The organism is uncultured Campylobacter sp., from assembly GCF_937997405.1.
In the GTDB taxonomy this organism is placed as follows: Bacteria; Campylobacterota; Campylobacteria; order Campylobacterales; family Campylobacteraceae; genus Campylobacter_B.
Map to the genome: position 1 here is coordinate 1 of NZ_CALKTL010000075.1, position 26,188 is coordinate 26,188.

The 26,188-nt window shown below is 50.0% G+C and carries 26 protein-coding genes and 2 pseudogenes; 22 read left to right on the forward strand and 6 right to left on the reverse strand.

The annotated features are described in order from the left end of the window. On the forward strand, window positions 1-1,338 hold a 1,338-nt coding region (locus Q0372_RS03810), incomplete at its 5' end, for a CAP domain-containing protein (RefSeq protein WP_298102772.1). A gap of 101 nt (window positions 1,339-1,439) precedes the next feature. Here Q0372_RS03810 and Q0372_RS03815 read toward each other — a convergent pair. The 3 genes from Q0372_RS03815 to dnaG all read right to left on the reverse strand — a co-directional run bounded on the left by Q0372_RS03815 (window position 1,440) and on the right by dnaG (window position 5,339). Beyond that, a complete protein-coding gene (locus tag Q0372_RS03815; RefSeq protein WP_298102774.1) occupies window positions 1,440-1,994 on the reverse strand; it encodes a hypothetical protein in 555 nt (184 codons plus the stop codon). Between the two features lie 210 nt (window positions 1,995-2,204). Beyond that, the gene (locus tag Q0372_RS03820) at window positions 2,205-3,188 is read right to left on the reverse strand and encodes an argininosuccinate synthase (RefSeq protein WP_298102777.1); all 984 of its coding nucleotides are present in this window, start codon (window positions 3,186-3,188) and stop codon (window positions 2,205-2,207) included. 9 nt (window positions 3,189-3,197) lie between these two features. Beyond that, complete coding sequence (dnaG, locus tag Q0372_RS03825; protein ID WP_298102779.1) at window positions 3,198-5,339, reverse strand: DNA primase; 2,142 nt, start codon at window positions 5,337-5,339, stop codon at window positions 3,198-3,200. Between the two features lie 60 nt (window positions 5,340-5,399). Here dnaG and Q0372_RS03830 point away from each other — a divergent pair, with 60 nt between their 5' ends. From Q0372_RS03830 to Q0372_RS03870, 9 genes and pseudogenes are all read left to right on the forward strand, one after another. After that, a complete protein-coding gene (locus Q0372_RS03830) occupies window positions 5,400-6,425 on the forward strand; it encodes a tetratricopeptide repeat protein (protein WP_298102781.1) in 1,026 nt (341 codons plus the stop codon). Next, complete coding sequence (gene rnhA, locus Q0372_RS03835) at window positions 6,403-6,825, forward strand: ribonuclease HI (RefSeq protein WP_298024044.1); 423 nt, start codon at window positions 6,403-6,405, stop codon at window positions 6,823-6,825. Before Q0372_RS03830 ends, rnhA begins: the two co-directional genes overlap by 23 nt. A gap of 400 nt (window positions 6,826-7,225) precedes the next feature. Further along, window positions 7,226-7,888: pseudogene (gene rnc, locus Q0372_RS03840) on the forward strand (ribonuclease III); the annotation flags it as partial. 248 nt (window positions 7,889-8,136) lie between these two features. After that, entirely contained in the window at window positions 8,137-9,252 is a 1,116-nt protein-coding gene (aroC, locus tag Q0372_RS03845) for a chorismate synthase (protein WP_298102783.1), read from the forward strand. A 127-nt stretch (window positions 9,253-9,379) separates the two neighbouring features. After that, on the forward strand, window positions 9,380-10,711 hold the full coding sequence (locus Q0372_RS03850; protein WP_298102786.1) for a hypothetical protein: 1,332 nt from the start codon (window positions 9,380-9,382) through the stop codon (window positions 10,709-10,711). Continuing rightward, window positions 10,711-11,400, forward strand: a complete 690-nt coding sequence (locus Q0372_RS03855) for a hypothetical protein (protein WP_298102789.1) — start codon at window positions 10,711-10,713, stop codon at window positions 11,398-11,400. The genes Q0372_RS03850 and Q0372_RS03855 overlap by 1 nt, the downstream gene beginning before the upstream one ends. 390 nt (window positions 11,401-11,790) lie before the next feature. Further along, a complete protein-coding gene (locus Q0372_RS03860; protein WP_298102792.1) occupies window positions 11,791-12,642 on the forward strand; it encodes a hypothetical protein in 852 nt (283 codons plus the stop codon). A 77-nt stretch (window positions 12,643-12,719) separates the two neighbouring features. After that, window positions 12,720-13,334, forward strand: coding sequence for a hypothetical protein (locus Q0372_RS03865; RefSeq protein ID WP_298102795.1), 615 nt, complete (start codon window positions 12,720-12,722; stop codon window positions 13,332-13,334). A gap of 518 nt (window positions 13,335-13,852) precedes the next feature. Next, window positions 13,853-14,245 carry a hypothetical protein gene (locus tag Q0372_RS03870; RefSeq protein ID WP_177387146.1) on the forward strand — a complete coding sequence of 131 codons (393 nt, stop codon included), beginning with the start codon at window positions 13,853-13,855 and terminating at the stop codon, window positions 14,243-14,245. 576 nt (window positions 14,246-14,821) lie between these two features. On the opposite strand, the gene Q0372_RS03875 is transcribed toward Q0372_RS03870, so the two are convergent. Genes Q0372_RS03875 through Q0372_RS03885 form a run of 3 tightly spaced genes read right to left on the reverse strand, consistent with a single transcriptional unit; the run spans window position 14,822 to window position 16,389 of the window. Then, entirely contained in the window at window positions 14,822-15,301 is a 480-nt protein-coding gene (locus tag Q0372_RS03875; RefSeq protein ID WP_298102798.1) for a hypothetical protein, read from the reverse strand. Beyond that, window positions 15,301-15,600 carry a hypothetical protein gene (locus tag Q0372_RS03880; protein ID WP_298102801.1) on the reverse strand — a complete coding sequence of 100 codons (300 nt, stop codon included), beginning with the start codon at window positions 15,598-15,600 and terminating at the stop codon, window positions 15,301-15,303. Before Q0372_RS03880 ends, Q0372_RS03875 begins: the two co-directional genes overlap by 1 nt. A gap of 12 nt (window positions 15,601-15,612) precedes the next feature. Next, on the reverse strand, window positions 15,613-16,389 hold the full coding sequence (locus Q0372_RS03885; protein WP_298102803.1) for an SAM-dependent methyltransferase: 777 nt from the start codon (window positions 16,387-16,389) through the stop codon (window positions 15,613-15,615). A 203-nt stretch (window positions 16,390-16,592) separates the two neighbouring features. Here Q0372_RS03885 and Q0372_RS03890 point away from each other — a divergent pair, with 203 nt between their 5' ends. The 12 genes and pseudogenes from Q0372_RS03890 to Q0372_RS03945 all read left to right on the forward strand — a co-directional run bounded on the left by Q0372_RS03890 (window position 16,593) and on the right by Q0372_RS03945 (window position 26,181). Then, a complete protein-coding gene (locus tag Q0372_RS03890) occupies window positions 16,593-17,600 on the forward strand; it encodes an AI-2E family transporter (RefSeq protein WP_297883170.1) in 1,008 nt (335 codons plus the stop codon). A gap of 102 nt (window positions 17,601-17,702) precedes the next feature. After that, window positions 17,703-18,062: a nitrous oxide-stimulated promoter family protein gene (locus Q0372_RS03895; protein ID WP_297942202.1), complete on the forward strand. Its 360-nt coding sequence runs from the start codon at window positions 17,703-17,705 to the stop codon at window positions 18,060-18,062. A 254-nt stretch (window positions 18,063-18,316) separates the two neighbouring features. Next, on the forward strand, window positions 18,317-19,093 hold the full coding sequence (locus Q0372_RS03900) for a hypothetical protein (RefSeq protein WP_298102806.1): 777 nt from the start codon (window positions 18,317-18,319) through the stop codon (window positions 19,091-19,093). A gap of 81 nt (window positions 19,094-19,174) precedes the next feature. Continuing rightward, a complete protein-coding gene (locus Q0372_RS03905) occupies window positions 19,175-19,720 on the forward strand; it encodes an NTP transferase domain-containing protein (protein WP_298102808.1) in 546 nt (181 codons plus the stop codon). Then, window positions 19,710-20,849, forward strand: coding sequence for a phospholipase A (locus tag Q0372_RS03910; protein ID WP_298102811.1), 1,140 nt, complete (start codon window positions 19,710-19,712; stop codon window positions 20,847-20,849). The genes Q0372_RS03905 and Q0372_RS03910 overlap by 11 nt, the downstream gene beginning before the upstream one ends. 153 nt (window positions 20,850-21,002) lie before the next feature. After that, window positions 21,003-21,929, forward strand: coding sequence for a branched-chain amino acid transaminase (locus Q0372_RS03915; protein WP_298102814.1), 927 nt, complete (start codon window positions 21,003-21,005; stop codon window positions 21,927-21,929). An 8-nt stretch (window positions 21,930-21,937) separates the two neighbouring features. After that, window positions 21,938-23,014 (forward strand): SPFH domain-containing protein, encoded by a 1,077-nt coding sequence (locus tag Q0372_RS03920; protein WP_298102819.1) that lies wholly within the window; start codon window positions 21,938-21,940, stop codon window positions 23,012-23,014. Window positions 23,015-23,305: 291 nt separating this feature from the next. Next, window positions 23,306-23,620: pseudogene (hisI, locus tag Q0372_RS03925) on the forward strand (phosphoribosyl-AMP cyclohydrolase); the annotation flags it as partial. Window positions 23,621-23,638: 18 nt separating this feature from the next. Further along, window positions 23,639-24,358, forward strand: coding sequence for a phosphoribosyl-ATP diphosphatase (locus Q0372_RS03930; protein ID WP_366810436.1), 720 nt, complete (start codon window positions 23,639-23,641; stop codon window positions 24,356-24,358). Window positions 24,359-24,600: 242 nt separating this feature from the next. Further along, complete coding sequence (locus Q0372_RS03935; RefSeq protein WP_298102822.1) at window positions 24,601-25,476, forward strand: NTF2 fold immunity protein; 876 nt, start codon at window positions 24,601-24,603, stop codon at window positions 25,474-25,476. Window positions 25,477-25,598: 122 nt separating this feature from the next. Next, on the forward strand, window positions 25,599-25,730 hold the full coding sequence (locus Q0372_RS03940) for a hypothetical protein (RefSeq protein ID WP_298102825.1): 132 nt from the start codon (window positions 25,599-25,601) through the stop codon (window positions 25,728-25,730). A gap of 82 nt (window positions 25,731-25,812) precedes the next feature. Then, window positions 25,813-26,181, forward strand: a complete 369-nt coding sequence (locus Q0372_RS03945; protein WP_298102827.1) for a hypothetical protein — start codon at window positions 25,813-25,815, stop codon at window positions 26,179-26,181. Window positions 26,182-26,188: the final 7 nt, after the last annotated feature.

Consider the following 26,188-nt stretch of genomic DNA (forward strand, 5'->3'; position numbering starts at 1 on the left):
CTGCGGCTTAGGCTTCTGGGTCTCGGGGCGATTTGCGCGCTTTTTGCCGCATGCGAAAACACCCCTTCAAATTTAAAACAGCCGCTCGTTGCGATGAGTGGCTTTTCCTTTTACGACGATCCGCTAAGCTACATCAACAATGTGCGCGCAAAATCGGGGCTAAATCAGCTTTCGCAGAATGAAATTTTAAATATCTCCGCGCTTAATCACGCAAAATATGTCGTCGCAAACGAGGCGATGTCGCACGACGAGAGCCCTGGCAAGCCGAATTTCACGGGCGAAAATCCGTCAAAGCGCGCTTTTTACGCAGGCTATAATGCCGCAGTACGGGAAAATTTATCCTATAACTCAAGCGATCTAAAAAGTGCGATCGACGGGCTACTTAGCGCGATCTACCATAGATTTGCATTTTTGGATTTTGCTTCGGATGAGATCGGCATCGGCTATTTTGAGCACGGCAAAAAAAGTAGCTACGTTTTTGAGATGGGAAATTCGCGCCTCAACGCCTTTTGCTCACGGAATTTAAACGACGAAGGAAGCGGCAAATTTCTACTTGGGATGTGCAAAAACGAAACGCTACGCATGAGGGAGGATAGGTTCAAAAGCGCCACAGCGCTAAACTCGCGTCCTTACGTCTATTACCCGAACGACGAGCCCGCGCTTGCGTTTTTCAGCAATGAAATTCCAGATCCCATGCCAGAGTGCAAAATCACTGCAAACCCCGTAAGCGTGGAATTTAATGCCGAGGGACCGCCCGTAGCGATGAAAAGTTTTAAAATTTACGAAGGCGGCAGGGAGCTTCAAAACGTTAAAATTTTAGACAAAAACTCTGATCCTAACGCCATTTTAAGCGATAGGCAGTTCGTGCTTTTCAGCAGAGATGTTTTTAAATTTGACGCCAAATACAGCGCGGAGTTTAATTACGAGCAGGGCGGGAGGCAAAAGACGCTACGGTGGGAGTTTATCACGCAAGCACCTAAATTTAGATATTTCGTCGTGCAAGGCGGAGAAAATCTGAGCGTGAAAAACGGCGCGTTTTACGATATATTCGTAGCCCCGAAAGACTGCAACGATTTGATGAAAAGCTACAAAACCAGCTACTCCTTTATGGATAAGCCCGAAATTTCAAGCCCCGCGGCAAATATGCTGCGCGTAAAGCTAAACGGCGCAAAGGGTGCGAAGCTTGAAATTTCAACGGACAACGGCGCGATAATAAATCTGTATTTAAGCGACAGCTCCAAAAGCTACGGCGGCATAGGTAAAATTTACGCCGCAATCGCGGTGGTTTTGACGGCGATCATTTTGTTTTATCTTTTGACAAGGCGCAGAGAGCGATAGGCGAGACCTATTTTTGCGACTTCTGTTTTTGCCTGCGCGCACATGGGCGCATAATGCCTATCCTGCGTGAAATTTAATGCGGAGCCCTGCTTTATAAATTTTTAAATTTCGTCCCCGTTTATCTCATCCGCAAGTTTTAAAATTTTATCCTGCACGGCACCTGGCGCATAGATATCCATCCACTCTATCCCATTCGAAGCGCTAAAAAGCACGGCGATCCGCCCCTCGCTCATCGAGCGTTTGGCAAGCTTGGTTGCTGCGGGGCTGTTTCCCATGTTTGGCGTCTCGTCTATGCTTATCTCCGCGCAGCGGCGTAAAATAGGCACCAAATCAAACTCCCCCTCGATCAAAATAATAACCGAGCCGCGCCTAAAACTGCAGGCGTTCCAAAAGATCTCGGCGCCGTTTACGCATTCGCGCGAAAGATCGAGGCGAAATTTACCCCGCTCGCGCACGAGAAAACTAAACTCGTTTAAGTTTAGCGGATGCTCTACGCTACCGAATGCCCCCACGATGCTATCTTTGCGGCCGTTATAGACATAGGCGGCGAGCGCATTTTGCAGTAGCGGCGCGATGATCTGATCATGCGCGCTCGTATGGTCGCCCTCTCTGGCGCGACCTGCGATCTTTACAAAAAACGGCTTGAAATACTCCATAAACGCTCCTTAAATTTGTAAAATTTACTCGCTTTTACTTTTAAATTTAGCGTTCACGGCGGTTAAATTTAGCCTGCTGTCGCCGCATTTTCGGCTCGCCTTTCAGCCGCCGTCGTTTTAAATTTTACTCTTGTATCTGCTATCGCAGCTTCTTGCGCTTATGCATCGTTTTTACGCCTATCAAATACAACCTGGATGGCGGTTTAGATTTTACACAAAATACTCGCGGGCGGCATCCTTACTCTCAAATGGGCTTGTGCTCAGCTCGCTGCCCTCTATGAGCAGGGCGTAGCTGCGCGCGGCGTCCGTTTTGGCGTAGGTCAGCGCCAGCCTCGCCGCAAGCTCTCTATCCGCCTCGCTCGCGCCCTTGCTTAGCAGGCTTAGCGCGCCCACGACGTCATCTTTAAATTTTATCTCGCTAAATTTCGGATTTTGCACTGCGGCAAGCTTTTTGTTGTCGCTCTCATCTCGCCCGATTATGAGCTTGGCGCCGCCTGGCAGGCGCAGATGACGCCCGAATTTTAAAATTTCGGCGTCCGCGGGCGTTTCGATCTTTTCAAATTTTACCGCATCCTTGATCCGCTCGCTGAAGCTCTGCACGGTCAGCAAACAGCCTCCTGCAGGCGTTTCGTAATCCTCAAAACCAAACTCCGCCGCCAGCTGCATCTGTCTAGCCCGCCCGCGCCCGCTGATATCAAGCAGCGCGCCCCTATCTACCCAGCCCTTGATCTCGGGCGTCGTGGGCGGCAGCAGCTTCGCGCACAGCGGACGTAGGATCAGCCCCTCCTCATCGCCGCTAAGCCCGCCGACCTGAGCTAGAGCCTGTGCGCGCTGGCTCATCGGGCGCTGTCCGAGCACCTCGCCCGTGATGATGAAGCTCGCCCCTTCGCTTTGTAGCATCGCAAGCGCGGTCTTAAACATATATCCGTGGCAGTCGATGCAGGGGTTGAAGTGCTTGCCGTAGCCGTATTTGGGCTCGAAAAGCACCTGCCGCAGATATTCGCTTCTGATATCGACGCTTTTAAAATCCGCTCCCGCGGCTGCGGCTCTGCGGCGCATGATCTCGCTCTTATCGTCCTTGCCGCTAAATCCGATATCCATATTCAGCGCGAGCACCTCAATGCCTTGCAAGACGATGAGTTTGACCGCGAGCATAGAGTCAAGCCCGCCGCTAAAGAGCGCCAATGCCTTCATTTCGTTCCTTTACTTGAGTTGATTGATCTTTTTTTGATACTCCAAGATCCGCTCGATCTTGTCGGGCGCGTCGGAGTTTTTGAGCTTTTGCATTAGCTCTTGCAGGGCGTTGCGGCGTAAAATTTTGCACGCGTCATTAAAAAGCGCCACGCCGCCGATCGGCAAAATTTCATCGTCCAGCGCAAGCGCGCGCAGATTTTCAAGGGCTTCGCTTTCGACATTTTGAACATTTTGGGCATTTTGAGCGCTTTGAACATTTTGAGCGGCGGCTTCCCTCTCGCCTTGCTTTGCGCCGTTGTTTGAGCTCCGTTTCTCGCCGTTATTTGCGCCCTCTTGCTTCTCACCGCTGCTTACGCCCTGCTGCGCGGAGCCTTTTAAATTTACGGCGCTTGCGGAGCCCTGCCCGTTAAAATTTTGCTCGCTAGAGCTCTCGCCGCTTTTTAAATTTACGCTCTCGCCCTGGATAATTTCTCCCGCACCGCCTGCAGTAAAATTTTCGAAAGCGCTACCATTTGCATTACCGCCCTCGCCCATGATGAAATTTTTAAAATTTCCGCCGCTGCGAGCGAAAGCCAAAAACGCCTCGAAAATATCGCCGTGCATGCGAAAATCGCGCCGCTCCAAGCAGCCGAGCCCGAGCTCCGCCATCTCGCCATCAAGCAGCATCGATTTTATGATCTGAAGCTCCGCGATCTCCTTGCGGCGCGGTAGCGAGCGCCCGAGCCTCGCCGAAGTGGTAGGCGACGCGGAGCTTTCGTAACGCGCCGTGTTTTGCGAAAGATTAAAATTTCCGCCGTTTAAGCCCCTGCCGTCTGCGCCGCGCCCCCCGTAAGAACCGAAATCGCGAGAGCCGAAGCTCCCGCTCTCGTTAAAATTTCGTCCCTCAAAGCCCGCGCCGAAATTTTTACCACCGTCGGCGAGGTTGAACGAGCCGGGCGAGACGTTTAAAATTTGCGCCACTAGGCTCTGGTAGGACTCGGCGAGCACGGGGCCGAGCGCTGCGGTAAATTCTTTGATCTCATTTAGCGCCGCCTCTTTTTGCACGGGGCGGGCGAGGTCGTATTTTTTAGCGATCTGTCGGATCAAAAACTCCCCGCTCTCCATGCCGCTAGCATAAATTTGCTCTAGCTCGCGCACCTTGCCTGCGACTATCATATCCGCAGGATCGGCACCGCCGCCGATTATAGCGACGCTTGAGTCGATCTTATTCAGGCACAAAAGCCGCGCCGATTTTATCGCCGCATTGATGCCAGCGACGTCGCCGTCGAAGCTAAGCACGACGTTAAGCTCCGCGCGCTTTATAAGCGGGAGATGAGCGGGCGTCAGCGCCGTGCCGAGCACCGCTACGGCGTTGTCGATGCCCGCTTGGTGCAGCATGATGACGTCCATGTAGCCCTCGGTGATGATGAGGGTTTTTTTGGCGATCGCGCTTTTTTTCGCAAGGTCGAATGCGTAAAAAATTTTAGATTTATCAAACAGCGCGCACTGCGGCGAATTGACGTATTTGGCGGGATTATCGCTTATCGTGCGGCCGCCGAAGCCCACAAGCTTGCTTGCGTGGTTGTAGATCGGAAATGTAATGCGCTCGATGAAGCTAGCATAAAGCCCGCGTTCGTTTTGCTTCACCGCGCCCGCATTTAGCGCATCTTGCGGCGGAATTTCTTCGTTTTGCAAAACCCTGATCGTCTGCGCGCTAGATCCAGCATAGCCAAGGCCGAATTTGCGAATGCTCTGATCGCTTAGGCCGCGATCGTGCAGGTATTTTACGGCGGCGGGGTTTTGATAAAGGCAGCTTTGGTAGTAGGCGTTTAAAATCCCGAGCACCTTCTTCTCTTCGCTGCGCTCCTGCACCTTGGCGCCGGTGTATTGCAGCGCGAAATTATACATCCCGGCAAGCTTTTCGACCGCTTCGGGAAAACTTATCTTTTCGTAATCTTGGATAAATTTAATCGCGTTGCCGCCTGCCTTGCACGAAAAGCAGTGAAAAATTCCAAGCTTGGAGCTCACGCTCATGCTCGGGTGCGAATCGTCGTGGAAGGGGCAGACGCCCACGAAATTTGCGCCGCTGCGCTTAAGCGGGACATATTTTTCTACGACGTCTACAATATCTACGGTGGCCAGCAGATTTTCTATGCTTTCGTTTTTAATCATAAGCGAAATTATACCCGCACTTTGCTATAATTGCCCTTTATTTTTGCGACGAGGTTTGATTTGGATAATTTTTTCTTAGACGATCGCGACCCGATTTTCGGGCTTATCATGCTGATAAGCATAATCTTGCTAGTGTCGATTCTAAGCTACATTTGGGGAGTTTTTTCTAAAAAAAATGAGAGGCAGAGTCTAGAGAATTTCATCAAAAAATTTTACACCCTAGACGCACTTAGCACCGAGCACAGACAGCTTTTGGCAAGCCCGCAAATAGACATCCCGACGCTTGGAATTTTGGCTAGCTCTTTCGTCAAAAGCGGCGACTTCGAGCGCGCGATAGAAATTTATCTAATCGCGCTAAGTAAGGCTAGCGGCGGCGTGCAGAGGGAATTTATCCTTACCAATCTCGGTATCGTATATTTCAAAGCGGGCTTTTTAGGGCGCGCCGAAGAGGTGTTTTTACAGGCGCTGAAGCTGCGCCCGAGAAACAAAGAGGCTCTTACGCATCTTACGGTGATTTATGAGCGGCTGAAGCGCTTTAATGAGGCGCTTGAAGTGCTTGACGCGCTGCGCGAACAGGACGCCGAAGTATATGCTCAAAGCCAGTTCGAGCGCGCCCAGATCATCGCAAACGACGCAAATACGCCGTTTAATAAAAAGATCGCTAAAATTTCAAAGCTAAACTTCAAAGGCGCGGGGCGGTTCTGCATGGAGCTTTTTATCAAAAACAAAGAGCCTATGGAGGGCTTTGACCGCTTCCCGCCGATCGAACAGGCGATCGATCTGATCTATGATTTCCCTGCGGCGGTAAATACGCAAGATGCGGAGTACAATGCGCTTTTTTACGCGCTTGGAAGAAGCGATCAAAAGCCGCAGAGCGCGAGTAAAATTTTTGAGATCAACGCGCTTATGGCTATGAAAGACGCGGGCTTTGAGGACGCCGGGCTTAGCTTTAGCTACACCTGCGCGAAGTGTAAAAGCTCGGTGGGGCTCTTCTCGCACCGCTGTCCGGTCTGCTACGAGCTAGGCAGCATGGAGATCAGAGCGCAAATTTCGGAGAAAACCGGTGAAATCGGTCAAACTTTTTAGCGACGGCAGCTGTCTCGGAAACCCTGGAGCAGGCGGCTGGGCTTACATACTGCAATACGGCAACGCGATAAAAAAGGCAAGCGGCGCAGAGGCGATGACGACAAATAATCAAATGGAGCTAACGGCCGCTATAATGGGGCTTAGCGCGCTTAAGCAGCCCTGCCGCGTCGAGCTTTTTACCGATAGCGAGTATGTCGTTAAGGCGATAAATTCCTGGCTCGCAAAATGGGTCGTTACCGATTTTAAGGGCAAAAAAAACGCGGATCTGTGGCGCAGATACCTTGCGGCGGCGGCGCCTCACGAGATCAAAGCCTCGTGGGTCAAAGGGCATGCGGGACATCCGCAAAACGAGGAGTGCGACGCTATGGCTCGCGCGGCTGCAGAAGCGATAAAGGGCTGAAATTCTACGGCGAAGCTCGCGGTTACGCGGATTTAGCATAGATTTGCCCGCGTTTGCTTTGCACACAGAGCCGCTTCGGCGTAAATTTTATCGCCCGAAGCCGGTTTTAGCGCATTCGTTCACGCAATCGAGCTTTTGTATTTGAGGACAGGCGTGTTTTTGGCGAAGATTAAATTTGCGGCAATCAAGCTTCGGCGCGATTTGCGTTAGGATTAGCGGGCACGTTTAAATTTTATTCGTCGCAGATCGACGCTAGCGCGTTTCATTCGGCGTTAATACAAATTTAGCGCGGGCTGTGCTTGCACTCGTTCGTTTCGCTTGCGCAAGTTTTGTTCGCGCCAGATGCCGTTTGCGTGCGAGCTGCCGCGGATTTCGTAAAATTTTATAAAAAAGGGCAAAGATGCAAAATTTAGAAAAATTACAAGAAAAACTGGGCTACAAATTTAAAAATTTAACCCACCTCAAGATCGCTCTTACGCACAAAAGTGCCAAAAACGGACACAACAACGAGAGGCTGGAATTTTTAGGCGATGCGGTGATGGATCTGATCGTGGGCGAGTATCTTTTCAAAAAATTTAGCAGCGACGAGGGCGATCTGAGCAAGCTGCGCGCCGCACTCGTGAACGAAAGCAGCTTTTCTAAATTTGCAAAATTTTTGGGCATCGGCGAGAACCTTAATATGTCGCTGTCCGAGGAGCGCAACGGCGGGCGCGAGAAGCCATCGCTGCTTTCGGACGCCTTTGAGGCGATAATGGGCGCCGTCTATCTTGAGAGCGGGCTGCAAAACACGGCCCGCATCGCGACCGCAATCTTAGAAATCCTCTATCCGCGCATCAGCTTTAACGAGCTCGTTAAAGACTACAAAACCGCGCTGCAAGAGCTCACGCAGGCAAAATTCGGCGTCACGCCCGAATATGTCCTTTTGGGCTCGAGCGGCCCCGATCACAAAAAAAGCTTCGAAATGGCGGCGCTTGTTGGCGGCAGGCGGCTCTCATCCGCCGTGGGAGCGAGCAAAAAAGAGGCCGAGCAAAAATGCGCGCAAATTGCGCTCGAGCTTTTACAAAGCAGCGCCTCACACGGCACTAGCGCGACAAATAGCGAGCAAACAGCATGCGATAGCGAAGCACAAAGCCGCGCAAATCGCGCACAGGACGGCAAAAAAGGCTCGCGAGGCGGCAGCGAACGGGCGCAGGGTAGCAAAAAGAGCGACCGCGCCGGCGTACCTAGCGGCACGCCGAGCGCTAAAAAAAGCAATGAGCGAAATAAAAACGCCGAACAAAACGAACGCGATAGCGACCAAGGAGGCGCGCTATGAATACTTTCGGCGAGAGATTGCGCCTTAGCACCTTCGGCGAGAGCCACGGCGTGGCGATCGGCGGCGTTTTGGACGGCTTTCCGGCTGGCGTGGAGATCGAGATTTCAAATATCCAAAGCGAGCTTGACCGCCGTAAGCCGGGCGGCAAATACGCTACGCCGCGTAAAGAAGCCGACGAGATCGAAATTTTAAGCGGGATTTTTGACGGTCGCAGCACCGGCGCGCCGATCGGATTTATCATCCGCAATGCAAACCAGCACTCAAAGGACTACGAAAATCTAAAGGATATTTTCCGCCCCGCACACGCCGATTTTTCGTATTTTGCCAAATACGGACTGCGCGATTACCGAGGCGGCGGGCGGGCAAGCGCGCGCGAAACCGCCGTGCGCGTAGCCGCGGGAGCGTTTGCGCAAATCCTGCTAAATCACTTTAAAATTTCCGTAAAAAGCGGGGTTTGCGGCGTGGGCGAAATTTACGCGGAAAATTTAGACTTCGACTTTGCGCAAAACAGCGAAATTTTCGCGCTCGATCCCGCCGTAGAGCGCGCGCAGAAGGAGCTAATTCTAAGCGTCAAAAATGCGGGCGATAGCATCGGCGGCTGCGTACTAACTCGCGTTACGGGCGTGCCTGCTGGGCTCGGCGAGCCGCTGTACGGCAAGCTGGATGCGGCGCTTGCGAGCGCGATGATGGGCATAAACGGCGTAAAGGCCGTGCAGATCGGCGCAGGAGTGAAAGCAAGCACGCTAAAAGGTAGCGAAAACAACGATTTTATGCGCGCTAGCAATGATGCGATCCGCACCAACGGCGGCAAGATCGGCGCAAATTTTGCAAGCAACAACGCAGGCGGAATCTTAGGCGGCATAAGTAGCGGCGCGCCTATCGAGATAACGACGCATTTTAAGCCCACTCCGAGCATTTTCATGGCGCAGCACAGCGTCGACGTGCGCGGCGCGGACGCGGTCTGCGAGCTGCGCGGGCGGCACGATCCGTGTATCGCCGTGCGCGGCAGCGTCGTAGCCACCGCGATGGCGCGGCTGGCGATCGCCGATGCGCTGCTACTAAACGCGAGCGCGACGCTGGGGAATTTGAAGCGAATTTACGGCGAGGATTAAATTTAGACGGGCGCCCTTAAATTTTGCGAAATTTCATTAAATTTAAGGGCCGAGCGATGAAATCCCCGCGAGCGAGGTGGGCAAATTTTAAATTTACGCGGTAGGCTTATCGCGACAAGGAGAGCAAATGAGACTTGAGCGTATCGGCGAGTACTCGGCGCTGATCGCGCGCATAGAGGCGATCAACGCCGCGGCGTTCCCCGAAATCGAGCGTATCAGCATAAAAAATTTCTTAAAAATGTCGCGTAAAGGACAGCTTGAAATCGCGGCGATTTTCGAGGATTTTAGCGCCCTAAGTACTGGCGGCGCAGCTGATAAGCATTACGTGGCGGAAAGTGAAAATTTATGTGCGCCGCAATATCGCGACGAAGCTAACCAAAATCGCAGTACTGCGGATAAAAATTATGATGCGGATAACCGCAGCGCGGCAGAATTTGCCTCTTGGAATTCTGAAAATCGCAGCGTGATAGGTAAAAAATCTAATGCGACGTGTGAAAAATCCAGCTTGGAAAGTAAAAATCCCAGCGCAGAGGCAAGCGAAAATTCAAGCGCGGCGGCGCAAAATTTAAGCGGCGAGGAGCTCGTTGGGTTTTGCGTCTATAGGACCGAGCAAACCTACAAGCGCGCGGTTTTGCACCACAAACAGCCACCGCCTCGATTAAATGCGGATAAAATTTTAAGATCCAAAGCCCATAGCGGCGCGGAATTCGCTTGCGATGCGGGATCTTTCGGTACTGCGAGCGACGAAATTTCAAGCTACGTTACGAGCGACGAAATTTCAGATTTAAGCGTTAGCGACGGGGTTTTGGGCGCGGGCGTGGATCAAGGGCTAGTGAGCGATAATATAAAACGCGCGGACGGCGATTTAAAGCAGGCTAGTGCGGGAGAAATACTATGCCGCGGTGCCGCGACAGATAAAATTTCAAATGTGAGCGTGCACGACGAAATTTTACCGAGCGCTACGGAGAGCGAAATTTCGTCCGATGCCGCAAAGGGAAAGATTTTGTGCTACGATAAAAGCGGGATTTCGTGCCGCGATGAAAGTAAAATTTCGAGTTGCGAGAAGAGCGAACCCTCAAGCGGCAAGCAGAGCGGGATTTTTTACGTGGCCTACCTCGGCATCGATGCGAAATTTCGCGGGCTGGGGATCGGCTCAAGGCTGCTCGCGCTCATCGTCACGCAAAATCCGCGCGCGCAAATCGTCCTTGACATCGAGCCACCGCACGAGGACGCGCCCAATCTCGCGCAGCGCCTGCGCCGCATAGAATTCTACGGCAGGCACGGCTTTCGGCGCTGCGGCAAGTTTTTCAACTACGCGGGGCTAAGCTTCGAGATCCTTGCCAAGCCGCCGCTAAGCGCGCCGCAGCAGGGATTTGACGTAGCGAGCTTCGTGAAATTTATCGGCACGGGCAATAAATTTAGATTTAAAATCACCGACGCGCCACTATACAAAAACTAATGCAAAAGCCCGAATTCAGCCTCATCTGCGACGATACGTTTTATAAAATTTTCTCCGCCTCTATCCTTGCGTTTTTTTGCATTTTTATCTCTTTGGACATCGGCGGATCGGGGGAGCTGTTTTACACGGACAGCCCGCTACGCTCGCAGCAAGCCAAACCTAGTCTGACGATCGTTTTTATGTTTTTAGCGTTACTTTATCTGCGAAGCGGTAGCAAAGAGGCGGCGCGCGTGGAATTTGACGGGCTTAAAATATCCTTTCGCAGAGGGCTAGACAAATACGATCTTATGCTTGGATGCGTCGATCTGATAGAGCCGTCGTTCGGCTTCGTGCGGACGTTTCGCGTACCGTTTATAAGCTACGAGCGGTTTTTGAAACTGCAAGAAATTTTAAAATTCTTGCTTCTTTTCGCATACGTCGCGGGCGTGTTTTTGACGATCAAATTCGGCTTTGTCGAAGCTGCGATCTATGCAGCGACGGGCATTTTTGCGATTTTGATCGCTTCAAAGCTCGTCGTCGCGCGAAGGCTAGACGGACGAGCGGGGCTACGACTACGCGACTGCCTGCTACTGCGCGGGAGGGACGATACGGGTGCTGCGGTATTTTTTTGCATCCGTCCTAGCCGCGCCGAGCGCGAGGCTTTACGCATATATTTTTTGAAAAATTTCAGCTACGACATTAAGGCGTGAAATTTTTCGGTTTTCAGCGTAAAATTTAGACCCGCGAGGTAATCTGGCTACGGCTAAACGTAAACGAAGCGCAAAGGCGGATATTGCGCGAGTATTTCGCGGCGAGATTGGGGTTAGGTTTCGAGCAAATTCCACTCACGGCAGTCGCAGATGAGATCACTCGATGCTCGCAGTAGTCCTCGAAGCAGTCGCAAATAAGCTCGCTCTGTGTCTGAAAAGCCCCATAATTAGTCGCAAAGATTCACATTGTCCGCCCGCTTAACGAGGATGATCGCCGCTCGTCGCAACTAGCCGCAAGCACCTCTGCAAATACCCCGCATCTTTAAACGCGCCGAAAGCGAGGCGGTGATAAAATGCACTTCGTCAAAAATCATACCGAAAAGGAATTTTATGAGGGATTATGACAAAGAGCCGATCAAAATCATAGATAGAGCGGTTTACTTTCAAAACAATATCGTTCTTTTCCTTTCACTCGGTTGCCTATATAAAATATTCAATTTAGAAGTTACTCCGTTAAACTTGAAATTTTACACGCATTTTAGTACCGATTTAGTTATGTTTATCGTAGTGGTCTTTTTATTGTTGCCGGCTACACTACTTTGGCCTATTAAAAGAAAGGGTAGTCTCGCGTATTTTTTATTGGAAAATAATAAAATCAGCTATATAAATGCTTTCGACGATAAGCCCGGATCACTAAATCAGGCGTTGAATGATTTTTATTTTGTCAAGAAAGAGGAAGTAATAAAAATTTGCGATGCCTGCGATATAGATAAGGTGAGTTTTTGCATTATATCAGAGCTATACGATAGCTACGGAAGATTTCACTATTTTTCGTCCTACGAGCTGTATAAAAAATCGTCCATAGGGGTACACATAGGAAAGGTTGTATTGTTTTTATATCATACGATAAATTTCATATTGTTCATCTTGCCGTTTAAAATTTATATGCTGATAAGAGCGGATGAGCCTTTGGGCTTAATCCGCAAAAATATCGTGCTAAGGTTCAAAAATAGAAATTACTTCCTTATAAATATATATTCTAGGCGAGATCTGGATGAGATACTAGAGTATTTTAAGCAAAAAGGCGTCCAAGTTACGGATAAAGTGGTCTTTATGCCGCAGGCGCAAAATAAAGGCTTGTTTACCGATAAAAACGAAATTTGGAGCGATGATTTCGGTGATACGCAAATTCCAAAAGACACGTTTAAGCGAAAGCTTAGGCGATTTTTTAGCTTGGATTGAAGAGCGATTCCGCCCGTTTCAGCGTAAAATTTAGACCCGCGGGGTAGAATTACAAAAATTTTTACACGGAGCAAACAATGAAAAATTTCTTTCTAGCCGCAATAGTTTGCGCGCTTTTTAGCGGTTGCGCATATGAAGCGCAGTTTAATCAAAACGCCGATGTGGCGCCGCTTGACGACACTATAAGCGCGACCAACGCCATGCAAAGTGCGCTCATTTACATCCCTGGCGAGCTAATGGGGACAAAAAGCTACGTCGCAAGCTCGAAGTTAGGCAGAGACGATGAGCTTAAAATCGATGTCGGCGAGTTCGTCGCAGGCGAGGCAAAGCGCTTCTTCGGCACCTACCTAAGGCGCGTAAGCGTTACCGACGACGAAAAAGCGCTGCAAGGCAAAGGGCTCGTCATTGCACCCGAGCTTAGCTCATTCGGCTTTGGCTTTTACAGCTCCGATGGCATCGATGTTTCGGCAAAGCCCTTCGTACGCTACAATCTACGCCTAAAAATGTTTAAAAACGGAAAGCCGATCTACAACCAAAATATCGCCGTAAACGAGCGCAACTTCGGCGAGGAGGAGTTTTTCGGCGGCGGTCAGGGCTCATACGCACAGATCGGCGGGATCTTTCAAAAATCGATGGCGAATGATTACGCCGTGCACGCTAGAGAGATTTTGGACGTAATCAACGACAACTAATCGCGCTTGCGCCTTTGTGCATAGTAAGCGGCATCTGGTCGATTATTTTTGCCTGCCGTCTTGTGGTAAAATTTGTCGCGGCGATCTTGCAGCAAGCGCTTGCGGATCGTTGCGCCTAAATTTTGTTTATTGATATAATTAGCATGGCTTTAAAATACTCAAATGCGCGCTTACTTGTAAGATTTATCTCGCCTGCGGCATTAAATCCTTTTGATACCGAGTTTGCTGGTGCTCTAGGCATCAAATTTAATCCCGCAAGCTGGGTAAATTCCGTAAAAATCACGTTATGAAATTTAACTCAGCAGTTCGTATTTAAGTGCAGCTAGCCAATAAATTCCTCACCTTGACATACTGCTTAATTCCGTATTTTATGGCCAAATCCTGCAAATAAATTTTTCGCGTTCGCTGCTGCACTTGGATCAAATTATATGCTCGCGGCACCAAAAATTCGATCTAAATTTAAAGCACCGATTAATATTAATTTTTATATCATTACTAAATTTTTTAAGGAGAGAATTATGAAAAAGTTTTTATTACTTCCGTTTGCTTTCGCGGCGCTTTTTGCGGCACCAAGCTGCGATAATGTCCAGCTCAAAGCGGCTGTGGAAGGTATCAATAAGAGTGCACCGCTGAGAGTCGATGAGATTACCACTTTAACGGGCGCCGAGTGCAAGGATGGTAGCTTCATCTATAACTACGAGCTAAATGACGGCATGGGGATGAAATTTGACAGTGTCGGAAATGATCAAAAAACCGTGATACAAAATGTCATAGATAGCCAAAATAAGCAAATTTTTTGCAATCAGATGAAGGTAATGCATCCGCTAATAAACAGCGCGATATGGAGCTATAAGATAAAAAGTGGCGAAGAATTTATAAGGGTAGAATTTAAGCCTAGCGACTGCAAGTAGGGCTTGCGCGAGATTTAAAATTTAGCGCGGCGTGAGTCTTTGCCTGCTTGCTCGCGCCGAATTCGTTTAAAATTTATCCGCTTCGCTTTTGATTTCGCCTGTGCAAAAGCAACATGCTAAAATCTCTGCTTAGCTTTTACAGCGCCGCCGCGTATAGCATGGCGCGGATCAGCGTGCATTTTGCCGTCACAAAGCGCTAAACGCGCCGAGTCTTTTTTAAGCCGCGATCTAATTTTGCGTCAGATTCTGCCAGTGGCGTTTTTCATTAAAATTTGACTATTTCACGCGGAATTATATCTATGTAGCAGCGCAAACACCGCGTAAAGCTTTCGCGCGAAATTCTATAAGTTACGGAATTTTATTTGAAACAGCATCGTAGATTTTGAGTCAGAATTTTAGGATTTATTGTGACGCTGCACCTGCTGCGATGAAATCTTACTAAATTTTATCCGCGACCTGCTCACATAAATTCTGCGTCAAAGCATGAGCCTGTTCACAAACTTGCAGATGTGTCAGCCGCCAATGTGCCGCCACACAAAACGCGGCTAATCAAATGCTTCGCTTGGGTTTTAAAATTCACCGCGCACAACTGCTTTTATCCAGCGTGATTTTTATTGGCGGCAAGCCCTTTATTTCGTAATTTAACACCATCGCTTTGCCAAGCTCCCGCAGGCGCCGCGAAAAATCCGTGCTGCAAAAGCTGACCTTCGCCTTGGCAAACAGCATCTCTTTTAAAATTTCCGCATCGCCCGCATCCAGTGCGCTGAGGTCTAAATTCGGCGAGCTATTTAGCGCGTAATCGTATATGAAGCTACCCTCTTCGCATGCGGCGCCTTTTAAAATCGTAGCATCGTCGATCCTACGTGGCGCACCCTCGTTTATCCGCGCTAGCGCATCTCGCACCTGCTTGCTTTCGCAGAAATTTCGCTCTAGCTCGCTGCGTTTTTTCTCCGCATAAAATTCCATCGCTACGTTTGCCAAAATTCCGATTCCAAATAATACAAGTAAAATTTTAATCGGCTTATTTAGCCGCACACTTAAGCTTCGCGCGTCCATCAGCGCGCCCTTTCGCAGCACAGCAGCGTGTGTCCGACGCCCAGCCCGTCGTGAATTTGTGAAATTTTAAGTCCCGCGCGCTGCGCAAATTTAATCATATCGTCCGAGTGATAAATTTTGCTATTGCCGTTTGCCATCGCGGCGAAATATACGCTGATCTGCGTCATGCTATACGCGGCGGTTTCGTAGCGCTGCCTATCCCAAAACGGCTCCAAAATATAAAGCCGCGCCTGCTCGCTCATCGACTCCGCCGCGCGTGCGAGGATGCTTACGATCTGCTCCTCTGCAAAGCAGTCCAAAAACTGACTGAGCTAGATCGCGTCAAAGCCGCGCGGAAAGCGCGTAGCGGGGTCTAGCAGATCGGCTGCAAGCCCGTCTATGCGCTCTGCACCCTGCGCGCCTGCGACGGCGTCTTTCATCATCGAAATTTGCCCCGCAAGATCCATTATCGTGACGCGCACATTTTCGTCGTAGCCTACGCACCGCTTAGCAAAGCGCCCTGTGTTGCCGCCTACGTCTAAAATTTTATTTGTCTTGCGCGAGAAAATGATCTTTAGCGCGGGCTCAAACGCCAAATCCGAATAAAAATGATCAAACGCGAGCCAGCTTTTGCGCACATGCGGCGGCAGATGCGAAAGCGCCTCGTAGATCGTAGCCCACTGCCCAAAAACCTTTAGCCCCTCTGGTTTGCCCGATTTTAGCGTCTCTTCGAGCCTAAAGAGTCCCTCGTAGCACACGTCGTGGATGAAGTCCATATCCACGTCCACCATCTCGTCGGTGAGCAGAAAATACCCCGCCTTGCTGAGCCGAAATTTCTCGCCGCACAGCAGCACCGTGCCGATGCTAAGCGAGCTTTCCAGAAGTAGCTTTAACGCGTATTCGCTAAGCGAGAGTTTCTGCGCGATCTCACTTATGCTTAGCCCGTCCCGCGCCTCATTAAGCGCGCTTAAAATTCCAAATTTTTTCATCAGTCGCGAGACTTGAAAGACCACCGGCGCAAAGGCGATCTCATTCGCCGTCCGCTGCGCCTCGCCCGCGCTTTGACGCTCCACGGCGTAACGATCTAAAAGTTGTTTGGGAAGTTTCATTTTTGATCCTGCTTATGTAAATTTCGCAAAATTTTAGCAAAAAATTCTAACTTTTCTTGCGCCCGCTAAGAATTTACGCGTATCTTAGAATTTTGCGATGAATTTTTAAAATTCCGTCTTAAAATTTATAGAATTTTAGTTAAAATCCTTTCATCAAAATTTCGCGTAAAAGCTCTGCGAAAATGTCAAATTTAGGAGAATCCTTGAAGCTTCAAATGTCCTTGATGTCGGTTGCCTGCGTCGTAATCATCTTGGCCGGTCTTAAAGCCGCGCAGGCTATCGTCGTGCCATTTTTGCTAGCTATTTTCATCACGGTGCTCGTCTCGCCGCTGGTGCTTTATGTCCAAAAGATCCGCGTCGGGCGTGTTTTTAGCTTCCTCATCATTACTTTCGCTTTCGTAGCGATTATAGTGTTTTTCGGTGCGGTCATCTTTGATGCGATCAAGGAATTTTCAGCGCGCCTGCCCGAGCTTCAAGCAAAATTTGAAGAGGTGCTAGGAGGCGTGAGCGCGAAGCTCTCTCGATTTGGCATAGAGCTTAACGCCACAAGCCTAGGCATCGATCCGAGCGAAGCCGCCGCGCAGCTATCTGCACTACTGCGCAAAACAGGCTCTATAGTCTCGACGGGATTTTTCATTTTTATAATGGTTTCATTTATGGTCTTTGAAAGCTCCGTGATCGACGAGAAAATCCGCTATTTTTCGCAAAGTAGCCGCGCTACGCACACTTTTGTGAAGAAATTTGCCTCCAGCCTCAAAAAATATCTGCTAATCAAAACTATCGCTTCAGCTTGCACCGGTGCGCTCATCGGGCTTGGGCTGTGGACGCTTGGTGTTCCATATGCTGCGCTGTGGGGGATTTTAGCTTTCGTGCTAAATTTCATCCCCACCATTGGCTCGATCGTAGCGGTCTTTCCAACACTTTTCGTGACATTAGCTACGATGGATATAAGCTCTAGCATCTGGACTATCGCAATCTATTTAGTTGTAAACGTAGCGATCGGAAATATCATCGAGCCGCGATTTTTAGGGCAAGGGCTCGGGCTTTCTACAATCAGCGTGCTTGCAGGGCTACTATTGTGGGGCTTCGTGCTTGGTATCGGCGGGCTATTTTTGGCTGTGCCGCTTACTATGAGCTTGCAAATCGCGCTTGCCTCAAACGACAAAACACGCTTCATCGCGACTCTATTAAGCAACAAGGTCGAAAGATAAAGCGAAATTCCGCGGAATTTTAAAATTCTATAAATTTTAGCTTGAGCGCGCTCAAGAGTATTTTTGTCTCTTTTAGATAAAATCTGCTCCAAAGGATCAAAGATGACGAGCGAAAAATTTATTTACGAAGTAAATACGGTGACGAAATTTATCCAAATTTACTGCGATGGCAAGCATACGGACGCGCTTAAAAAAGATGGTGCTGTGCTTCATGACTACAAAGACGATAAGGGGCTTGTGCAAACGCACTTTCATCTCTGTAGCGACTGCGAGCGAATGCTACGCTATGCCTATGCGCGTCTTGGTGCCTGCCCACATACCGAAAAGCCGCGTTGTCACCACTGCCCGCATCCGTGCTACGAGCGTGAAATGTGGGTCAATATGGCTAAGATGATGAAATATAGCGGCATGAAGCTTGGGCTTACGAAGATCAAAAAGCTTTTTTCGTTTAAAAAAAGCTAACTTGTGCCGGCAATTTAGCTTGAGTTTGCGGGTAAAATTTATCTCTGCAAACCCGCTTCATCTCTACACAAAAAAGTATAAAAAAGCGGCGTGAGAATAAGCACAAAAAAGATATAAAAATCAATCAAAATACTAAATCTTAGCGCGTAAAATTCTACCTCGCAAACACAAATCCTCCGCAATCCTTGATAATAAATAATTAAATTTGAGTTTATAGTTTTAAGTTAGAATTGTACCCAATCAAAGGAGAAAATATGAAGGTCATTACCATCGCGGTCGTTAACGGCAGGGTCGTAAACGAAAAGGAATTAATCGCGTCTATCGCCGATTATGACGATTTTACCGCGGTTGCCGAACAACTCCGCAAAGGGCTGAAATCTAGGTATTTTACATCTAGAGAGCATGCGAGGATCTACAAAAAAATCAGCGTCGAGACGGGTTTTAGGCGCGTGCGATTCGACTACAAACCGTATAAAGATAAAATTTCAAACCTTATTGCCGAGGGCTACACCGTCAAGGCGATCTTAAAAAAGATCGGCGAGGAGGACGAAGCGTTCAAAAACGCCGTTACTGCACCCGGGCTTACGCACTTTATCTCCGTGACGTTCAAAGATGAAAAAACAAGGCTTCGCGCAACCGCCAAAAAAAGCGAGGATTTCTTATACGCGTATCGCTTCGAGATCAAAAAAATGCACTTCCAAGGCGTTAGCAATAAAGAAATTTTAAAGCATATGAAAGCTCACTACGAAAAGGATTTTGCCAAAGTAAGCGAGCGCGATCTTGCCGCTTTTATCGAGGCAAACGCCGTGCTTGATACCGACCGCAAACTCTCGCTATATAAAAAGCCGAGCCTTTATGATCCGCATTTTAGCGAGATTATGAAGCTTTACGCAAGCGGTATGCGCGTCTATGACATATGGAAGACGCTTAAAGCCAAATACCCCGAGCTAGCCAAGCTTCAGGCGCCGAGCCTTTATCAGTTCATCGCAAACAACGCCCTTGGCAAAGCCAAATATATGCAAAAAGACTGATATGCCCGCGCTCTTTGTAAATTTTACTTTCAAATTTAAAATTTCACCGCGATAAAATCGATGAAAGCCGGTGAAATTTCTATGAAAACCTGCGTCATTCTCTGCGGCGGCAAAAGCTCGCGTTTCGGCAGCGACAAAACGCTGTTTCCATTCCGTGGGCATCCCAGTATGACGCACTTTCTTTTCTCGCGCTTAAGCCGCGAGTTTGAGCGGGTTTTCGCCTGCGCCAAAACCTCTAAATTTAACCCGCCGCTTCCTATGATCTACGACGAATTTGAGGAATTTTCGCCGATGGGAGCGCTGTATTCGGCGCTGAAGCCATTTAGCGGCGAGCGCATTTTTATCATCCCAGCCGATATGCCATTTGTAGAAATTTCCACCATTCGCGCTCTTAGCGAGCAGGAGGGGCAAATTTGCGTAGCGGGCGACGAAGCGCATAGGCATAGCCTGTGCGGATTTTTTGACGCAGCTCTCGCGCTGCGCGCGCTTGAGCTCTACCGCGCGAAAGAGCATAAGATCGGCGCGCTCATCGGATCTGCAAATTCCAAAGTGCTAAATTTCAAAGACAAAGAGCAGTTTTTAAATATAAATTATCAAAACGATTTAAAGGGCGCAGATGAAATTTAAAGCTTTAGCGCTCGCGCTTTGCGCCATGAGTCTAGCCGCGCAAGACCTGACCGAGCTGTATGCAAAGGCTGGCGAATACGAGGCCAAAGGCGATTACAAAAACGCGATGATCTATTACAAAAAGATCGCCGCGGCAAGTCTAGCGGATAAAGGCGATAAGCCGCGCCGAAAAGTCGCAGAAAATTCTACCTCGTCCGCAGAAAACCGCACTCTGCACGGTGATACCGCCGTTTTAAACTCCGCTGAGTCGCAAAATTCTGTCGCACAAAATTCCGCCGCGCCAAAGCCTGTCGCGCCAAATTCCGCTTCGTCAAATTTCGCAGACGCAGGCTCGGTTGCGTCAGGCTTCGCGTCAAATTTAGCATCATCGAATTCCGCCTCGCTCTCGCAGAATTCCGCCTCGCCGGATTCCGCGCCGCAAGGCGATCAAAATGGTCGAAATTTTGGATTTTTGGGGCTTAAATACTATGAGCCGATCTATATGCTCTTTACTCATGATTTTAGCAAAAAACCCGATCGTAAGGCGGATGAGCTGCATTTTGAGTTCAGCTTCGAGCGCCCGATCACATACGACGCGCTGGGACTTGGAGAGAAAATTTCATTCGCTTACGCGCAAAATTCCTGGTGGCAGATTACGCAGGATAGCGCCCCCTTTCGCGAAAGCAACTATCGCCCCGAGCTATACGTTAGCGCGCCGGTGCCGTTTGCGGACGAGCTAAAGATAGGCGCAATGCACGAGTCAAACGGCAAGGGCGGCGAAGAATCGCGCTCATGGAATAGACTCTACGCGCAAAGCACGTGGAGCGCGGATGGATTTTCGATCACCCCCAGAGCTTGGTATGCGTTTTGGCTGGACCGCACGAACGAGGACATCGCGGATTATATGGGCTACGGCGATTTGCGCGCGTCATACACCTTCGGCAAGCAGCGACTTAGCGCTCTTTGGCGAAACAACCTACATTTTGACGGTAGTAACCGCGGTGCGATCGAGCTGAACTACAGCTTCCCGATCTTTAATAGCGGATTTTACGGCTATCTGCGCTACCTTAACGGCTATGGCGAGAGCCTCGCGGACTACAAACGCAGCGTCAATAAGATCGGCATCGGACTTTCTTTTGTAGAATTTTAATGCCATCTGCGCCGAGTTGCGAGCTAAATTTGAACTCACGACTCGTTGTGCGTCTTAAAATCGCATCAAATTTCAACCGCTTTTAAATTTCTTAGAAATTAATATTGTTTTAGCTAAAATCGCAGATTAAATTTTAAACAAAAGGATCAAGAAATGGCACAAATTCAAGAGGCCGAGTTCATCTGGAAAGACGGCAAACTAATCCCCTGGGCGGAGGCCACTACCCACGTTTTGACGCATTCTCTGCACTACGGAAACGCCGTATTTGAGGGCGTACGCGCTTATAAAACCGACAAAGGCTACGCTATTTTTCGCCTAGACGAGCACACTGCCCGTCTTGAAATTTCGGCAAAACTCTGCCTAATCAAGCTTCCGTTTAGCTTCGAGCAGCTTCGTCAGGCCCAGATCGACGTCGTCGCGAAAAACCGCTTCGATCAGACCGTTTATATCCGCCCGCTAGCGTACTTCGGCTACGGCTCGATGGGCGTTTCGTCCAAGGACTGCTCTGTAAATGTCGTCGTCGCAGCGTGGCAGTGGGGCGCGTATATGGGCGAAGAGGCGCTACGCAAGGGCATCAAGGCTAAAATTTCATCGTGGATAAAGCCGGCGCAATTTTCGATGATGGCAAAAGCCAAAGCGAGCGCGAATTATTTCAACTCGCAGATGGCAAATTTCGAAGCGGTCGATGCGGGGTACGATGAGGCGATACTGCTCGATCCGCAGGGCTTCGTCGCGGAGGGGCCGGGCGAGTGCCTATTTATCGTAAAAGATGGGCTCATCATCACTCCGCCGAACGACACCAGCTTAGAGAGCATCACTCAAAATTCGGTCATAGAAATCGCGCGCAGCCTGGGCTACGAAGTCCGCAGAGAGCGCATCGCTCGCGATCAGCTCTATGCCGCTGACGAGGCGTTTTTTACCGGCACCGCCGCGGAGGTCACGCCGATTAGCAACATCGACGGCAGGATCATCGGCAAGGGTGAGATGGGCGAGGTCACGAGCCGCTTGCAGAAGGCGTATTTCGCTGTCGTTACGGGCAAAGACCCGAAATTTGAGCACTGGCTCACTTACGTTAAATAAGGACGCGCATGCCTGCGGATTTGAATGATTATTTTAATAAGAAAAACAGCGACAAAAAAGGCGGGAATTTAAATTTTAAAATTCCTAATTTCGGAGGGATGGGCAAGTTTAGCAGCGTGCTTTACGTGATAATCGCGCTAATCGCGCTGCTCGTGATTGCAAAGCCCTTCGTTACGATCCAATCGGGCGAAGTGGGGATCAAGTCAAATTTAGGTAAATACGATCCGACGCCTCTTGGCGCGGGACTTCACTTTTTCGTGCCGTTCATACAGGACGTATTCGTCGTAGATACTCGCACGCGTATCATCAACTACACCAGCAGCGAGGATTTGAGCTCGGATATACCGGCTAAAAGCGGCGCGGGCGGCATCATCCGCAAAAATTCCCTCTCTGTTTTGGATTCGAGAAACTTGCCCGTCAGCATCGACATAACCGTGCAATACAGGCTCAACGAAGCTACGGCGCCCAACACGATCGCCGAGTGGGGCTTTTTGTGGGAAGACAAGATCATCGATCCGCGCGTAAAGGACGTCGTACGTAGCGTCATCGGCAACTACACCGCCGAGGAGCTGCCGACCAAACGCGACGAGATCGCTAAAGCGATCGACGACGGCATCCGCAAAAATATCGAAGCGCTGGCGAATTCGCCCGTGGATCTGCTAGCCGTGCAGCTTCGCGAGATCATCCTACCGGCGAAGGTAAAGGAGCAGATCGAGCGCGTGCAGATCGCCAAGCAGGAGGCCGAGCGCACCAAATACGAGGTCGAGCGCGCAAACCAAGAGGCTCTTAAAAAGGCGGCTCTTGCCAAAGGTAACGCAGACGCCGTCAAAATCGAGGCTCAAGGTCGCGCCGATGCCGCCAAGATCGAAGCCGACGCGCAAGCCTACGCCAACAAAGAGATCGCAAAGAGCTTGGATGCAAATCTTTTAAGCCTCAAGCAGATCGAGACGCAGGCTAAATTTAATGAGGCGTTGCGCGAAAACAGCGACGCAAAAATTTTCCTAACGCCGGGCGGCGCGGTGCCTAATATCTGGGTCGATACAAAAGATAAGGTGAAGCAAAGCGCCATCGAGCGGGAAAATTAAAATTTCAGGCGGTTATACGCCCAGATTTCGCGAGATAAATTTAATAGAGCGAGTTGCTCCGGGCGCATAAGCTTAACTCGCGATTTTGCAAGCTAAGCTTAGTAGCGAGTGAAAGCTCGTGACGAGCAGAACTCGCGCTCGTCGCAGCCTAAACCTAGCGGTCGCTTAAAATTTAGCCGCTAGATTTGTCCTTTAAATTTACGAGGCGTGCCGCTTCGTAAATTCATAACTCAAATTCCGCGTGCGGCGGCTAAATTTAAGGCGCGTGACTTCGCAAACTAAGGATCAAAGATGAAGGTAGATTGGCAAAAATTAGGCGGGCTGCTCCCTGCGATCGTTCAGGACGCGGGTGACGACGCGGTTTTGATGCTCGCGTATATGAACGAAGAGGCGCTAAGCCTGACGCTGCGTACCGGCTACGCGCACTACTTTTCGCGCAGCAAGGGACGCATCTGGAAAAAGGGTGAAGAGAGCGGTCATGTTCAGCTTGTGCGAGAGGCGTTTTTGGACTGCGATAACGATACGTTGCTACTTAAAGTCGAGCAATGCGGCGAATCCGCCTGCCACACGGGCGCGCGAAGCTGCTTTTTCAAAGAGATTTCTCTGCAAAAATACGGCGAAAATGTGGGGAGCTCGAGTGCTTGCGGCGCGATAAATTTTGCAGAGTACGGCTCTGCAGCCTCTCTCGTGCAGAAACATTCCGCGAATTCCCGCGCAGGGCAGAATTCCGCTTCTTGCGACGGCTCGGTGGATTACGCGCCCCAAAATTCTATTGCCCGTGACGGCTCGCAAAATTTTATGCCTCAAAATTCCACTGCCTCTTGCGATCGACAAAGCTCTGCGACACAAAATTTTACGGCAGCAAATTTCATCGCGACGAATTCCGCCGCAGAGCGCAGTGAGCAAAATTTAGACGCCTTTTCGCAAAATTCCGCGCTCGAAAATTCCGCAGAAAAAGGCCCGTACGGCATTTTGGACGAAATTTATCACGTCTGCTTGGATCGCAAACTAAACGGCGAGCCCGCGCTCTCCTACGTCGCCTCGCTCTACGCGAAGGGCGAAAACGCCTATCTCAAAAAGATCGCCGAGGAGGCGTGCGAGTTCGCGCTGGCGTGCAAGGACCTCTCGCGCAGCGAGCTTTACGCAGACGTCGCGCGTGAGAGCTTCGGCGAACACAGAGTGGGCGAGCCGCGATACGATGTGATTTACGAGGGAGCCGATCTTTTATTTCACCTTCTGCTCGCACTTGCGGCGCACAATATCCACCCGGACGCCCTGCTTGACGAGCTAGTGCGCAGGCAAGGGCAAAGCGGCATCGAAGAAAAGCGTCGCCGCGAAAAATGATACGTAAAATTTAATCACAAAAGCACCTCTTCCGCTCGCCCGCCTTGCGCGGCGAGCTAAATTTAAAAAGTGCTGCCGAAATTCTGTGCCGAATTTCAACGACGAAAGTATATTTCAACCTCGCTATTGCCGCAAAATTTAATCGCGCTGCACGAGCAAATCCGCGCGTAAATTTAAGCGCCTTGCGCAAATCGTAAAATTTTAAAATCAAATTTAAGGGAGAGGCGATAAGGCAGATCACGATGCAGGAGGCTTTGGATGCGGTTAGCGAGCGTTACTGCAAAGGCCATCACTACGAAAACGTAGCACTCACCGATGAGATGGTACGCCGCATCTGCGAGGTAAAAAGCCTCGTAAATATGGGCTTTTTAGCCACGGCGATTACGGACGCGGCACTACAGCATCTAGCCACGCTACCGAAGCTTGCGTATCTGTTTTTGCAAGATAGCGATAAGATAAGCGGCGAGGGGTTTAGATATTTTGCGGGGGACGCCAAGCTCGAACACATCGGTATCGAAAACGTCAGCATCACGGACGAGGGTCTAAAGGCGATCGTGCAAATCCCGAAGCTAAAATCGCTGCGCCTGGTCAATTCGCACGTGAGCTTTGCGGGGCTGCTAGCCGCGGCGGATACGAAAATCCAGTTTTATCTTGGCGGCGGGCGCTTCAGCAAGGAGCAGATCGCGGAATTCGAACAGGCGCAAAGAGACGCCGCAAAGAACAAAAAGAAGCTTGATCCGCGGGACGCTGCGGCAGCGCAGAGTGCGCTTTTAGAATTTTTCGCGGCGATGAGCGAGTGGGAGAAATTTGCCACATCGCGAATCGATGACGCAGACGACAGCGAGGTGCAGCGTAGGTGCGACGAGCTCTTTGCGCGCTACTGCACGCCCGTTAGACGCAGCGGCTTCCGCCCCGAGGGCGTTTCGTTTTCGATGATGGAGGGCGGCACCTACGGCGGATACGAGCTAACGGATGCCGAATGCGAGAGCAAAAATAAAATTTACATCTACGCCAAGGACGAACACGGCTTTGCGCGCCGCTTCCTGCTCGTGCGCAAGGACGGGCGCTGGCTTGTAGATAAGTGCCAAGGCATGGACGGCAAAAACCGCGGGCTGTAAATTTGAGCGCGAAATGGAGCTCAAATTTCATTCTCGGCGCGATCGCAGAGATAAAATTTAGCCTGCTGCAAGCGCAGTGATAAAATTTTATCCGCGCTGCAAAACAAAAACAAAGAGGGCAAATGAGCGGTAAAATTTCTGCGTACGACGCGCACGGCGATCATAGAAAGGCGCGAATGAAAAGGCGAATTTTCTCCGAGCTGGGCGGATTCGTGATAAAGGGTCCTCGCGCTGCTAGCGCGCTATCTGGATGAGCACGGGCTTGCGAACGGGGATGTTCTTGGCTATTTTACGCAGACTGAGCACGGCGATGCGGTCACAAGAGAGGGTATCGCGGTGCCGATATTGGGTGTTCGCAGCGATTATTACGATTTTGCGGTTACCGTGGGCGAGGCGGATGAGGAGATATTCGCACAAAACGAAGCGAAAATCATCTCTCGCGGCTGGATTTTTCACTCATCAGGCGCGCTAAAGATCGCAGGCATCGGCTATTTTAAAGATATGAGCTGCATTAGCGAGCAAAACAGCCTGAGTTTTCGAGTAAAGCGCGGTCGGTATCGCTTGGAAATTTTGGGCGGATACCGAGGCGCAAATTTTAGCGGTGTGCCCGCTCCCCTCGGCGATACGCCCGTTTTTCATCTGCGGCTTACGCCTTCTGCCGAGCCTAAATTTAGCGGCGATTTGGAAACGCCATTTTATTTTTAGCCGAATT